General features: G+C 66.9%; 12 protein-coding genes. 9 read left to right on the top strand and 3 right to left on the bottom strand.

What is annotated here, in order from left to right; translation table 11 throughout:
• Positions 1 to 64 precede the first annotated feature (64 nt).
• Positions 65 to 661, bottom strand: coding sequence for a TetR/AcrR family transcriptional regulator (locus E0H75_RS25760; protein ID WP_131516229.1), 597 nt, complete (start codon positions 659 to 661; stop codon positions 65 to 67).
• A gap of 106 nt (positions 662 to 767) precedes the next feature.
• On the opposite strand from E0H75_RS25760, the gene E0H75_RS25755 reads away from it, so the two are divergent.
• The 5 genes from E0H75_RS25755 to E0H75_RS25735 all read left to right on the top strand — a co-directional run bounded on the left by E0H75_RS25755 (position 768) and on the right by E0H75_RS25735 (position 6,849).
• A complete protein-coding gene (locus E0H75_RS25755) occupies positions 768 to 1,763 on the top strand; it encodes a hypothetical protein (protein WP_131516228.1) in 996 nt (331 codons plus the stop codon).
• 183 nt (positions 1,764 to 1,946) lie between these two features.
• Positions 1,947 to 3,335: an extracellular solute-binding protein gene (locus tag E0H75_RS25750; RefSeq protein WP_238163276.1), complete on the top strand. Its 1,389-nt coding sequence runs from the start codon at positions 1,947 to 1,949 to the stop codon at positions 3,333 to 3,335.
• Between the two features lie 27 nt (positions 3,336 to 3,362).
• Complete coding sequence (locus tag E0H75_RS25745; RefSeq protein ID WP_131358573.1) at positions 3,363 to 4,304, top strand: carbohydrate ABC transporter permease; 942 nt, start codon at positions 3,363 to 3,365, stop codon at positions 4,302 to 4,304.
• Complete coding sequence (locus E0H75_RS25740) at positions 4,301 to 5,128, top strand: carbohydrate ABC transporter permease (protein ID WP_131516227.1); 828 nt, start codon at positions 4,301 to 4,303, stop codon at positions 5,126 to 5,128. The genes E0H75_RS25745 and E0H75_RS25740 overlap by 4 nt, the downstream gene beginning before the upstream one ends.
• Positions 5,129 to 5,325: 197 nt before the next feature.
• The gene (locus E0H75_RS25735; RefSeq protein WP_131516226.1) at positions 5,326 to 6,849 is read left to right on the top strand and encodes a carboxylesterase/lipase family protein; all 1,524 of its coding nucleotides are present in this window, start codon (positions 5,326 to 5,328) and stop codon (positions 6,847 to 6,849) included.
• A 3-nt stretch (positions 6,850 to 6,852) separates the two neighbouring features.
• Here the strand turns inward: E0H75_RS25735 and E0H75_RS25730 are convergent, their stop codons facing one another.
• Positions 6,853 to 7,734, bottom strand: a complete 882-nt coding sequence (locus tag E0H75_RS25730; protein WP_131516225.1) for a helix-turn-helix domain-containing protein — start codon at positions 7,732 to 7,734, stop codon at positions 6,853 to 6,855.
• Between the two features lie 146 nt (positions 7,735 to 7,880).
• Between E0H75_RS25730 and E0H75_RS25725 the strand changes: the two genes are divergently transcribed.
• Both E0H75_RS25725 and E0H75_RS25720 read left to right on the top strand, forming a co-directional pair.
• A complete protein-coding gene (locus E0H75_RS25725) occupies positions 7,881 to 8,876 on the top strand; it encodes an aldo/keto reductase (protein WP_131516624.1) in 996 nt (331 codons plus the stop codon).
• A 50-nt stretch (positions 8,877 to 8,926) separates the two neighbouring features.
• Positions 8,927 to 9,742, top strand: a complete 816-nt coding sequence (locus tag E0H75_RS25720) for an aldo/keto reductase (protein ID WP_337589518.1) — start codon at positions 8,927 to 8,929, stop codon at positions 9,740 to 9,742.
• Here E0H75_RS25720 and E0H75_RS25715 read toward each other — a convergent pair.
• Positions 9,732 to 10,619: a hypothetical protein gene (locus E0H75_RS25715; protein ID WP_131516223.1), complete on the bottom strand. Its 888-nt coding sequence runs from the start codon at positions 10,617 to 10,619 to the stop codon at positions 9,732 to 9,734. The genes E0H75_RS25720 and E0H75_RS25715 overlap by 11 nt on opposite strands.
• Positions 10,620 to 11,068: 449 nt before the next feature.
• Between E0H75_RS25715 and E0H75_RS25710 the strand changes: the two genes are divergently transcribed.
• Both E0H75_RS25710 and E0H75_RS25705 read left to right on the top strand, forming a co-directional pair.
• Entirely contained in the window at positions 11,069 to 11,494 is a 426-nt protein-coding gene (locus tag E0H75_RS25710; protein ID WP_131516222.1) for a CBS domain-containing protein, read from the top strand.
• Between the two features lie 39 nt (positions 11,495 to 11,533).
• Positions 11,534 to 12,415 carry a DUF4190 domain-containing protein gene (locus E0H75_RS25705; protein ID WP_131516221.1) on the top strand — a complete coding sequence of 294 codons (882 nt, stop codon included), beginning with the start codon at positions 11,534 to 11,536 and terminating at the stop codon, positions 12,413 to 12,415.
• The last annotated feature ends 7 nt before the right edge of the window (positions 12,416 to 12,422 follow it).

The following is a 12,422-nucleotide window of genomic DNA, read 5'->3' as shown; positions in this document are numbered from 1 at the left end:
CGGAGCCGGGACCGGTCGTCCCAGGGTGCTGGACCGCCGCTCAGGGTGGGTGAAAGTCCACCCCCTACGGGCGGAACAGAGCCTTGAGTCCGGCGGTGTAGGTGTCCGGGGTGACGTCGCCGATGAGCAGACGCTGGAGCACGAAGCCCGGCAGCATGCCGAACATGACCTGGGCGATGTACTTGGGATCGGTGTCCGGGTCGACGGTGCCGTCGGCCTGCGCCCGGCGTACGACGTCCTCGAAGTGGTCTCGCAGCTGCAGGTACTTGCCGCTGGCGACCTCCAGGATGGCGGGGTTGTGCAGTGCCTCGGCCCACGCCTGGACCGCGACCCGGGTGACGTCGCCGCCGGGCCGTTCGGCGATGGTGACCGCGTGGTTGAGCGCCGCCTCCAGCGCGGCCAGCGGGGTCAGCGGGTGCTCGGTCGTGAGGATCTTCTCGAAAAGCTCGTCGACGGTGCCGAGGGCTTCCTCGGCGATGGCGGCGACGATCTCCTCCTTGCTCTTGAAGTAGCCGTACACCGCGCCGGCGGACAGGCCGGACTCGCGGATCACGTCGGCCATCGTCGTCTTGTGGAACCCCTGCTCGACCACGCAGGTACGGGCCGCGGCGACGATCTGCGCCCGGCGGGCCAGGCGGTGTTCCTCGGTGACCTTCGGCATAGCGCGAACATAAAACGAATGTCCGTTCTTGACAAGTCGGCCCTCGATGTTCCAGGCTCGAATCAATAAAGAACGATCATTCGGTTTTAACGAAGGAGTCCTCCTCATGTCCGCTGAGGTGCAGGGCGACCGCCGCCGGCCGCCCGTTGTCGCGGTCGTCCTGATGCTGACCGCATTGCTCACTGTCCTGCTGATCGCGTTCGCCTGGCCGGCCGCCCGGTCCGCACCGCGCAACGTCCCGCTCGCCGTGGCCGGTCCCGCACCGGCCGTCGCCCAGGTCGAGAACGGTCTCGAGCAGGCGATGCCCGGTGGTTTCGAGGTCACCGCCGTACCGGATCGGGCCACCGCGGTGCAGAAGATCCAGGATCGGGACGTGTACGGCGCGATCGTGCTCGACCCGCAGCAGCCCGAGATGCTGACCGCGTCCGCCGGTGCTCCCGCGGTGGCGCAGATCCTCACGCAGATGTCGAGCCGGTTGTCGCCCGACAACCCACCGAAGATCACTGACGTCGTACCGCTGCCGCAGGACGATCCGCGCGGTGCCGGTCTGGCCGCAGGTGCGCTGCCGCTCGTGCTCGGCGGGATCATCGCCGCCGCGTTGCTGACCCAGTTGGTGCGCTCAGGCTCCCGACGGATGGTCGGCGCAGTCGCGTTCTCGATCACGGGTGGTCTCGCGCTGGCCGCCGTACTGCAGTTCTGGCTCGGCTCTTTTGAGGGCAGCTACCTCGCGAACTCCGGCGTGATTGCGTTGTCGATCGCGGCTGTCAGTCTGACTCTGCTCGGTCTGGAGTGGCTGCTCGGTAGGGCAGGTCTCGCGCTCGGGGCCGCGGTGATGATGCTGCTCGGTAACCCGCTGTCAGGTCTGACGAGTGCGCCCGAGATGCTGCCGAGCGGTTGGGGCGCTGTGGGCCAACTGCTGCCGCCAGGTGCAGCAGGTACGGCGCTACGTTCGGTGAGCTTCTTCGACGGCGCCGGAGTCGGGCGGCCGCTGGTCGTTCTCGGCTGCTGGCTGGTCGCCGGACTGCTGTTCTGTTCACTCGGCGCGATGCGGTCGCAGCGCGTCGTACACGCCCGCCACGAGGCGAAGCCCGTTACTGTCTGAACAAAGCCCCGGCGCGGTGATCGGATTGTTACGCTCCGGTGGCCGCGTCGAGGCTCATCGGCGGCGACAACGTTGTCTGTCAAGCATTGACTTCCCGGCCTCCGGCCTCCTACCGTCGCGACAATGACCGCTGGGTTTCGGTCGGGGTACCGGGATGACAACGATTGCCCGAAGGTGGACGTGATGACAAGGAAACGTTTCAAGGCAGCGGCCGCCATGAGCGCGTTGCTGCTGCTGGCGGTCTCGGCCTGCAGTCAGGGTTCGACGACCAAGCAGCCGGAGGCGGGCAGCTCGCAGAGTGCCGGCCCGGCGCACATCAAGATCGCGTACCAGCAGTGGGGCCCGGGCGTGGTGATGAAGAACTTCCTCACCGGCGTCAAGGCCGAGTACGAGTCGGCCAATCCTGGTTCGACGGTCGAGATCCTGCCGATCGTTGCCAGTGAGAACGACTACTACACCAAGCTCCAGCTGATGATGCGGTCGCCGAACACCGCCCCGGACGTGGTCTACGAAGACACGTTCCTGATCAACTCCGACATCACCGCGGGCTACCTGCGGCCGCTCGACGACTACATCAAGAACTGGGACCAGTGGGGTCAGTTCGAGGACACCGCCAAGGGTGCGGCCAAGGCGCTGGACGGCAAGACGTACGGTATCCCGGACGGCACCGACACTCGCGCGCTCTGGTACAACAAGCAGTTGTTCGCGAAGGCCGGCCTCCCCGCCGACTGGCAGCCGAAGTCGTGGGACGACGTACTGTCCGCCGCCCGGACCATCAAGGAGAAGGTCCCCGGCGTCATCCCGATGAACGTGTACTCCGGCAAGCCGATGGGTGAAGCCTCGGCCATGCAGGGCTTCGAGATGCTGCTGTACGGCACCAAGGACACGCTGTACAACAACGACCAGCAGAAGTGGGTCGTCGGCAGCCAGGGCTTCAAGGATGCGCTGAACTTCGTCAAGACCGTCTACTCCGAGGGCCTCGGCCCGTCGCCGAAGCAGGCGCTCGACCCGAACATGGGCAGCAAGGTCGGCACCGAACTGCTGCCGGGCGGCAAGCTGGCGATCGCGCTGGACGGCTCCTGGATCTATGGCAACTGGCAGAAGACCGGTGCGAAGCCGTGGCCGCAGTGGACCGACGTGCTCGGTCAGACCGCGATGCCGACCCAGGACGGCAGCGGCAAGGGCAAGGTCAGCCTCTCCGGTGGCTGGACCTGGGCGATCCCGGCCAAGTCGAAGAACCCCGACGCGGCCTGGAACCTGATCAAGACGCTGCAGACCCAGAAGAACGCGGCCAAGTACGCCACCGACGGCGCGCAGATCGCGGTCCGCAAGGACGTCGCCAACGACGCCGGGTACAAGAGCTCTTCGAAGAGCACCCAGTTCTTCACCGACCTGGTCTCGGTCACCGTGTACCGGCCGGCGTACGCCGAGTACCCGAAGGTCTCCAACGAGATCATCACCGCGATGGAGGCGGTGATGACTGGCCAGTCCTCGCCGGATGATGCCGCGAAGACGTACGACGAAGCGGTCGAAGGCATCGTCGGCAAGGACAAGACCACTCAGGGCCAGTAAACCCGGCCCGGCGAAGGAATCTCCCCTGTGACGACGACTGTCGCTCCCACTTCGGCCGCCTCCGCTCCTCCCGGCAAGTCCGCCGGGAAGAGCGGGCGGCCGAAGGCCGCGAAGCTGTTCCGGATGTTGCCGCTGAGCCCGGCGATCGGGTTGATGCTGGTCTTCCTGGCCGGCCCGATCATCTACTGCCTGTACGCCGCGTTCACGAACATGGCGCTCACCGGCACCGGCGCGGCGAACGTGAAGTTCGTCGGCCTGGACAACTTCCGCAAAGCCTTCGGTAGTGGTGCATTCACCAACGCGATCTGGCTGACCCTGGTGTTCACGTTGATCTCCGCGATCATCGGTCAGAACACCCTCGGGCTCGGACTGTCGCTGCTGATGCGCCGCTCCACGAAAGTGGTCCGCAACTTCGTCGGGACCGCGGTCATCGGTGCGTGGGTGCTGCCCGAGGTGGTGGCGGCGTACCTGCTCAGCGCGTTCTTCAACGACGAGGGCACGCTGAACGTGATGCTGCACGCGGTCGGCCTGCCCGGCCAGGACTGGTTGTACGCGGCACCGATCATCGCCGTGTCACTGGCCAACATCTGGCGCGGTACGGCGTTCTCGATGCTCGTGTACTCCGCCGCGTTGAGCGAAGTTCCCAAGGAGATCGAGGAGTCCGCCGAGATGGACGGTGCCTCCGGCTACCGGCGGCTGCTGTTCGTCACGCTGCCGATGATCAGCCGGGCGGTCATGACCAACCTGATGCTGATCACGCTGCAGACGCTGAGCGTCTTCGGCCTGATCTACGCGATGACCCGCGGCGGGCCTGGCACGAAGAGCCAGACGTTGCCGCTGTACATGTACGAGCAGGCGTTCAGCTTCTCCCAGATCGGCTACGGTACGGCGATCGCCCTGGTGATGCTGGCGATCGGCGCGGTCTTCTCGCTGATCTACCTGCGTGGACTCAACTCGGAGGCAGCGTGATAGCCCGCGACCGGATCAGCAAGGTGGTCGGCAACCTGGTGTTGCTGGCGATCGGTGTGCTGTTCGTGCTGCCGTTGCTGTGGGTGCTGTTCGCGTCGATCAACCGGACGGCGGGCCTACGGGTCGAGTTCCCGACGCATCCGACCCTCGGCAACTTCAAGGCGGTGCTGAACACCGACACGACGTACCGGCCGGTGCTCAACGGCATCGTGCTGTGTGGTGGTGCGGCCCTGCTGACGATGATCTGTGCGGTACTGGCGGCCTACCCGCTGTCCCGCTTCAAGTCGAAGTTCAACCGGCCGTTCCTGCTGACTGTGTTGTTCTGTACGGGTTTGCCGATCACCGCGGTGATGGTGCCGGTCTATGGGTTGTTCGTGCAGCTGAACCTGGTGGACACACTGGGCGGCACGATCATGTTCATGGCGACCGCTTCGCTGCCGTTCGCTATCTGGCTGACCAAGACGTTCATGGACGGCGTACCGATCTCGCTCGAGGAAGCCGCCTGGGTGGACGGCGCCGGCAACATGCAGGCGTTGGCCCGGATCGTGCTGCCGCTGATGTGGCCGGGGATCGCGGTGGTGCTGATCTTCACCTTCATCGGGATGTGGGGAAACTTCTTCGTCCCGTTCATGTTGTTGCTGTCGCCTGAGCGGCTGCCGGCGTCGGTCAGCATCTTCACGTTCTTCGGGCAGTACGGCGAGCCGAACTACGGGCAACTGGCGGCGTACTCCCTGATCTACACGATGCCGGTCCTGCTGCTGTACCTCCTGCTCAGCAAGAAGCTCGGCGGCGCCTTCGCCCTCGGCGGCGCCATCAAGGGCTGACACCTCTCACGCAATGACACCGCTGCGCGGCGGCTGACTCTAGGCCGCCTTCGGCGGGCCCACCGTGTTCTCCCGTGGGTTTGAAGGGCGCGGCGTGCCCAGGTTGGCTGTAAATGGCTGGCCGGTGTCTTGGGGTGGTGGGACGATCCGCGGGGGTTGGGATGTGTGCTTTCGCCTGATTGTGGAGGGGGAGCGTCGTGAGCGTCGGTGCTGAGGGGGCTTCTGGACCCGAGGTTCGTACGGGGGCTGGGGTGCTGCGTGGGTCGCGGGAGGCGGGGGTGGTGGTCTTTCGGGGGGTGCCTTATGCCGAGCCGCCTGTTGGTGAGCTGCGGTTTGCTTCGCCGCGGGCAGTGCGTGGGTGGGCGGGGGTGCGGGCGGCGGATTCGTATGGGCCGCCGCCTCCGCAGGCGGGTGTGTTGGCGACGGGTGCGCGCACGGAGGAGGGCGCGGGTGATGGCTGGCTGACGGTGAACGTGTGGTCGCCGGATCTGGGGCCGGGGGCCGGATTGCCTGTGATGGTGTGGATTCCGGGTGGCGGGTATGCGGTTGGGACGTCCAGTCTTCCGGAGTTGGATGGTGGTCGGCTGGCTGCTGGCGGTGTGGTCGTGGTGACGCTGAACTACCGGCTGGGCGTGGAGGGATTCGGTCAGATCGACGGTGCTCCTGCCAACCGGGGTCTGCTCGACCAGGTTGCCGCGCTGGAGTGGGTGCGCGACAACATCCGGGTGTTCGGAGGCGACCCGCATCGGGTGACGGTGTTCGGGCAGTCGGCGGGTGGCGGATCGATCGCCGCGCTGTTGGCCATGCCGCGGGCGGCCGGGCTGTTTCGTCGGGCCGTCGTACAGAGCGCGCCGGGGGCATTCTTCTCGCCGGAGCTTGCGGGCGACATCGCGACCGCGTGCGCTGCCGAATTGGGGGTGCGGCCAACGATGGCTGATCTGTCCGCCGTCGACCCGTCTCTGTTGTCGGCCGCAGGCGACGTCATCTTCGCGAAGATGGATGAGTGGAAGGATCGTTGGGGCCCGATCACCTACCGGCGGATCCCGTACGCTCCCGTGGTCGACGGCGACGTACTCCCGGCCACCCCATGGCTGGCGTTGGCCGACGGTGCCGGCCGGGACGTCGACTTGCTGATCGGGCATGTCCGCGACGAGCACCGGTTGTTCAGTCTGCTCGAGGGTGTGCTCGGCCAGGTGACCGAGGAACAGGCCGAGACTGCGTTGCGCACTCTCGCCCCGGACGGCCCCAGCAGCTATCGCGAGGCCTTCCCGGACGCCGGCCCGGAGGAGCTCTATGAACTGGTCAACTCCGACTGGCTGTTCCGCATGCCGACCCTCCACCTCGCTCAGGCGCACGCCGCGTCCGGCGGCCGGACTCACGTCTACGAACTGACCTGGCCGGCCCCAGGCCTGGGCGGCGGACTCGGTGCCTGCCACGGCCTCGACGTACCGCTCGTCTTCGGCAACCTCAGCAGCGGCCAGCCCGCCTTGCTGATCGGCGATCCCCCTTCCGCGGAGGCGGAAGCGCTGTCGGCACGGATCCGCGGCGCGTGGACGGCGTTCGCCACCGACGGCGACCCCGGTTGGCCGACGTACGACGACGACCAGTGCCTCGTCCAACTCCTCGACACCGAACCGACCGTCACCACCTACCAAGAGGAAACCTCCCGCCTCCTCTGGCAGCACCACACCTTCCCAGCCCTCCCACTGATCGACCGGTAAGCCTCACGCGGTACCGGACGTCGTAGCGCTCGAAACCCAGCTTCCGAGGAGGTTGAGGGCGTCGGCGGATGGTGAGGCCGGTTCGGGGGTGTAGGCGGTGAGGGTGAGGCCGGCATCGGCGGACAGTTCCATGCCTTCGAAGTCGACGGTGAGTTCGCCGACGACGGGGTGGCGGAAGGACTTGGTGCCGGTGCGGTGCAGGCGGACGTTCTGGTCGGCCCAGCGGGTGCGGAAGTCGTCGCTGCGAGTACTGAGTTCGCCGATCAACTCGGTGAGGTCCTTGTTGTACGGATCGCGCCCGGCCTCGGTGCGCAGGATGGCGACGTTGGTGTTGGCGGACAGGGCCCAGTCGGGGTAGAAGTCGCGCGCGTTCGGGTCGAGGAAGCCGAACCGCGCGAAGTTCGGTGGTTGGCCGGGAGCGCTGACAGGGCTGTCGAAGATCGGTGCGAACAGAGCCCGGCCGAGTGCATTGGCGGCGAGGATGTCGAGGCGGCCGTTGCGGACGAGCGCGGGGGTGGCCGCCATGCCGTCGAGGATCCGCTGAACGGCGGGCCGGACTCGCCGTGCGGGTTCCCGGCGAGGAGTCCGGCTGCTGGCGTTCGCGGTTCGGGCGAGATCGAACAGGTACGTACGTTCGGCCTCGTCGAGCTGAAGGGCGTCGGAGATGGCGTGCAGCACGCTCTCGGAGACGCCGGAGATGTTGCCCTTCTCGATCCGCGCGTAGTAGTCGACGCTGAGTCCGGCCAGCAGCGCGACTTCCTCGCGGCGCAGGCCCGGCACACGCCGATTGCCTCCGTAGTGCTGCAGCCCGGCCTGCTCCGGCGTGACGTTGCCTCGCCGGCTGACCAGAAAGTCGCGCACCTGCTTCCGGTTCTCGGTGCCCATGCGTTCCAGCGTACGAACCCGGTCGCCGGTGAGGGGGGTTCTGTCAGAACCCGGTTCAGCCCGACCTCCCGCGAATCGATCGACCCGCGTTGACTGAACGCCGTACGACGCTCCCGGGCGGCCACCAGCAGATCGGAGAACAGACCATGCAGGAACGCACCCTTGGGACCGGCGGCCCGGCCGTCTCGGCCGTTGGACTCGGTTGTATGACGATGACCGGTGGGTACGGCGGCCGCCCCGACCGGCAGGAGATGATCGCGCTGCTGCACGCCGCCGTGGATCGCGGCGTCACCTTCTTCGACACTGCGGAGATCTACGGCCCGCACGCGAACGAAGAGCTTGTCGGCGAGGCGCTCGCGCCGTACCTGGACCGAGTGACCATCGCGACGAAGTTCGCCGCCGACATCGATCCGGTGGAACGCAAGCCGCGAGGGCGGATGCTGCGGCCCGAAGAACTCGCCCGCGTCGTCGAAGGCTCGCTGCGGCGGCTCGGGGTCGACGCGATCGACCTCTACTACCAGCATCGGGTCAACCCCGAGGTTCCGATCGAGGAGTTTGCCGGGGCGGTGAAGGAGCTGATCGAGGCCGGCAAGGTCAAGCGCTACGGGATGTCCGAGGCAGCGGCCGGCACGATCCGTCGCGCCCACGCCGTACAGCCGGTGACCGCGGTCCAGAGCGAGTACTCACTGTGGTGGCGACGTCCTGAGCAGGAGGTCCTCGCCACCTGCGAAGAACTCGGCATCGGGTTCGTCCCGTACAGCCCACTGGGCAAGGGATTCCTCACCGGAACCCTTAGTACGTCGAGCAGCTTCGACAAGGACAACGACCTGCGGGCGCGCATCCCGCGCTTCGGCGCCGACGCCTTGCAGCACAACATCGCCATGGTCGAACTGGTGCAATCCTTCGCAGCCACGAAGGACGTGACGCCGGCGCAGATCGCGCTCGCGTGGCTGCTCGCGCAGAAGCCGTGGATCGTCCCGATTCCCGGCACGACCAAGCTGCACCGGATGGAAGAGAACGTCGCGGCCGCCGACGTCACACTGTCCACTGACGAGGTGGCTCAGCTCACCGAGGCGTCGGCGCAGATCGAGATCGAGGGCGGCCGGTACCCGGACGAACTCGAGGCTCAGACCAACCTGTAGCCGATCCGTCGTACTGTCACTGTCGGCAGAAGACATGGCTGGTTGGAGGCGTGGTGGTGGAGTTTGTTGGGCGGGTTGGGCTTGGGGTTGCTGGGGTGTCGATGACGCCTCGGGATCGGGTGGCTGATCTTGCGATGATTCGGGCCGGAATCGCTGCGGGTACGGCGATTCTTGACACCGCTCGGGCGTATGCGCAGGTCGATGCGCCGCTGTATGGCGAGGAGCTTGCGGCGGAAGCGGCCCGTGGTACGGGCGTGATCGTTGGGACGAAGGGCGGGCATTCGCGAACGGGCGCGAACACGTGGGACGCGGACATCAGCGCCGGCCGGATCCGGTCTGACGTGGAGACGAGTCTGCGGGTGTTCGCAGGCGAGCGTCTCGAGCTGTACTACCTGCACCGAGTCGACCTCGCGGAACAGCCTGTCGAGGAGGGCATGTCGGCTCTGGCGGCGCTTCGCGACGAAGGGAAGGTGGCACGGATCGGTCTGTCGAACGTCACCGTGGCCGATCTTGAACGCGCGACCGCGATCGCTCGCGTGGACGCCGTACAGAATCTGCACTCGGCGATGGGACGCGAGTCAGCCGAGGTCGTCGCGTGGTGCGAAGCCGGCGAGGTGCCGTTCTTCGCCTATTCGCCGCTGCGCTCCTCGTCGAACGCGCCACGGCTGGCGGCGATGGCAGCCGCACGCGGCGTATCCCGGCAACGCCTGCAACTGCGCGCGCTGCTCGAATCGTCTCCCGTGCTGTCCGTGATCTCGGGCGCAACTCGCCCCGAGACGGTCCTCGACTCGCTCGCCGCCGAGTCCGAGCCCTGGGACGAAGACCTCCAGACCGCGTACGAGGAAGACCTTTCGATCAAGGCTTAGGCGGTGTGAGTGCGTCCAGGCGTTGGTGGATGGTTCGGAGGGTGTCGGCGGAGTCCGTGCGGATCGCTTCCGGGATTTCGTCGAGCGCCTGCCAGTACTCGAGTTTCTCGGTGAAGGCCCATTCCAGTTGGAAGCACGCGACCCAGGCGCGGGCGGAACACACGAGGATCCGGAAGGCCCAGACTGTGCGCTCGTTGTCGTCGGCGGGCGCCGCGTCCGCGAGCGCTTTGAGTACAGACTTGTGGGCTTCGGCTGCGACCGTCGCGGGCTCGCGTTCGTGCCAGGCGTCGCGGAGCGCGGCCGTTGACCGTTCGAGTGCGAACGCGACCAGGGCGCCGACCCCGGTCTGAATCATCGCGTCCAGTTGCGGGTCGCCCGCGACCAACTCGGAGACCGACTGCGACCCGACGGCGGTGCCGAGCACCAGGAAGAGTCTGACGATGAAGCTGAACAGCCGGCTGAGTCGCGAGTGATCCTTGGTGACCTCGATGTGCTGCAACTGTGCACGCAGCTGCTTGATGGCTCGCAGCGCCGTACGACGATCCGCGCGCGACCGGCGAGTGACGAGCTCGAGCATGTCGTCGATCTCGTCGGCCGGAATGCCGAGCAGATCCGCCACATCCGCGAACGGCAGCTCGGCCAGCAACGCAGTCGCGGCCGTGCCCTGAGTGGACTTCTTGGTCTGACGCCGGGACCGCTTCGGCTCGCCAGCCTGGACCCGTTCGGCGACTAGGTCGAGCAGGTCGTCCAGCCCGCGTACGACGTCCTGCAGCGCGGTGTCCGCGGTCTTCCACCGATAGCTGGCGAGAGCGCTGGTACGCCGGAAGTCGTCCTGCACGACTTGCTGCAGCTCCTCCGGCCACCCCGCAACCGCCACGTCCGGCGGCTCCTCGAACGCCGGCAGATCGGTAGCCCCGGGAGCGAAAGGCGGAGCCCCGGCCTCGGAGCGCCCAACATCTTCGTTCCTCTTCCCCTGCCCCGGCACAATGAAGCTCACCCCCCAACCTTACGTGCGCCCACAGCTCACGCTGCGTCGCCGGCGGACGCTCGCCGCTGTGTGACTGATCCGTGGCTTGTTCTGGAAGTCGGCGTGCAGATCGACAGGAGGTATCGGTCCGATGGCAGTGCAGTTGAGTGCGTGTGCGTCTCCGTGTACGCCGTCTCACAGGTGCACTACCTGTCGAGCTGCACACCGCCAGACAGGAAGCCTGAATTCCTGTTACTGGTTGTCCATCGTTGTCACGGGGGGTGACAGGCGAGGGCTGCCGGATGCGGGTGGATTTCGCTACCTTGGGGTATTGGTCCTTCGATCCTGCAGGAGGCTCCGTGAAGATCAACGACGTACTGCGCGGCAAGGGCAACCAGGTCGTCACCATCTCCCCAGAAGCCACTGTCACCGAACTGCTCGCACTGCTGGCCGAACACAACATCGGCGCGGTCGTGGTCAGCCCGGACGGGTCGTCGGTGGCCGGCATCGTCTCCGAGCGCGACATCGTGCGGCTGTGGAACGGCACCCCTGAGGCGGGCGACGTCCGGGTCAGCGCGATCATGACCGCCGAGGTCCGCACCTGTACGCCGGACGAACTGATCGACAACCTGATGCGGCTGATGACCGAGCACCGGATCCGGCACGTGCCGGTCGTGGTCGACGGGGCCTTGTCCGGACTGGTCAGCATCGGTGACGTGGTGAAGTCCCGGATCGGTGAGCTCGAGTTCGAACGGGAGCAACTGTCCAACTACATCTCCAGCTGATCGACCGAAAAGCCCCCGGCTGGGGACTACAGTCCGTGCATGGATCCGACACATCCCACGGACGGTGACTCCGGTACGCCGTCCCCCGGGCAGCCCCCGCACGGCGGCACACCGCAGCAACCCCAGTACGGCGGATCGCCACAGCAGAACCCGTACGGTGCACCGCAGCACCCCGGGCAGTCGGGGCCGGGGCAGCCTGGGATCGGGCAACCGGGGCCGGGCCAAGCGGGTTTCGGGCAGCCCGGATATGCGGGGCAACCGCCGTACCAGGGTCAGCCGTATCCCGGACAGCAGTACCCGGGAGCGCAGTACGGCGGGCAGGCGCCGTACCCCGGCATGCCGGGGCCTTATCCGGGGCAGCCGCAGAAGACGAGTGTGCCGGCGATCCTTTCGCTGATCTTCGGGGTGCTCGGCGGCATCCTGATCAGCATCATTCTCGGCATCGTCGCGCTGACCCAGATCCCGAAGAAGGGCCAGAAGGGCAAAGGTCTGGCCATCGCCGGGCTGGCCGTCTCCGGCCTCTGGCTGGTCGGCATCGTGGTCGCGATCGCCGTGTTCGGCGACGGTGAGCCGGACCGGGACGCCTCCGGACAGGTCACGACGACGCAGAACACCAGGCCCGACAAGCTCCGGGTCGGCGACTGCGTGAGCGAGATCAACGAGGGCGAGGTCGCGAACATCAAGGTCGTACCGTGCGATCAGCCCACCGGCGGTAAGATCTTCGCTGTCTTCGACCTGCCGGCGGGGGACTGGCCGGGTCTGACCGCGGTCCAGACGGCGGCCGAGAACGGTTGCACCAGCCGCTGGAAGGTATCCAAGCAGCAGGCTTCCGCGGATTCCAGCATCTTCTACCTGCACCCGACCGAGGACGGCTGGAGCCTGGGCGACCGCGGCACCACCTGCCTGCTCACACCGAAGTAGGAACCAA

This window comes from Kribbella capetownensis (genome assembly GCF_004331485.1).
Taxonomy (GTDB): Bacteria; Actinomycetota; Actinomycetes; order Propionibacteriales; family Kribbellaceae; genus Kribbella; species Kribbella capetownensis.
The sequence above is the reverse complement of the archived record's forward strand: the minus strand, read 5'-3'. Positions and strand labels throughout refer to the sequence as shown.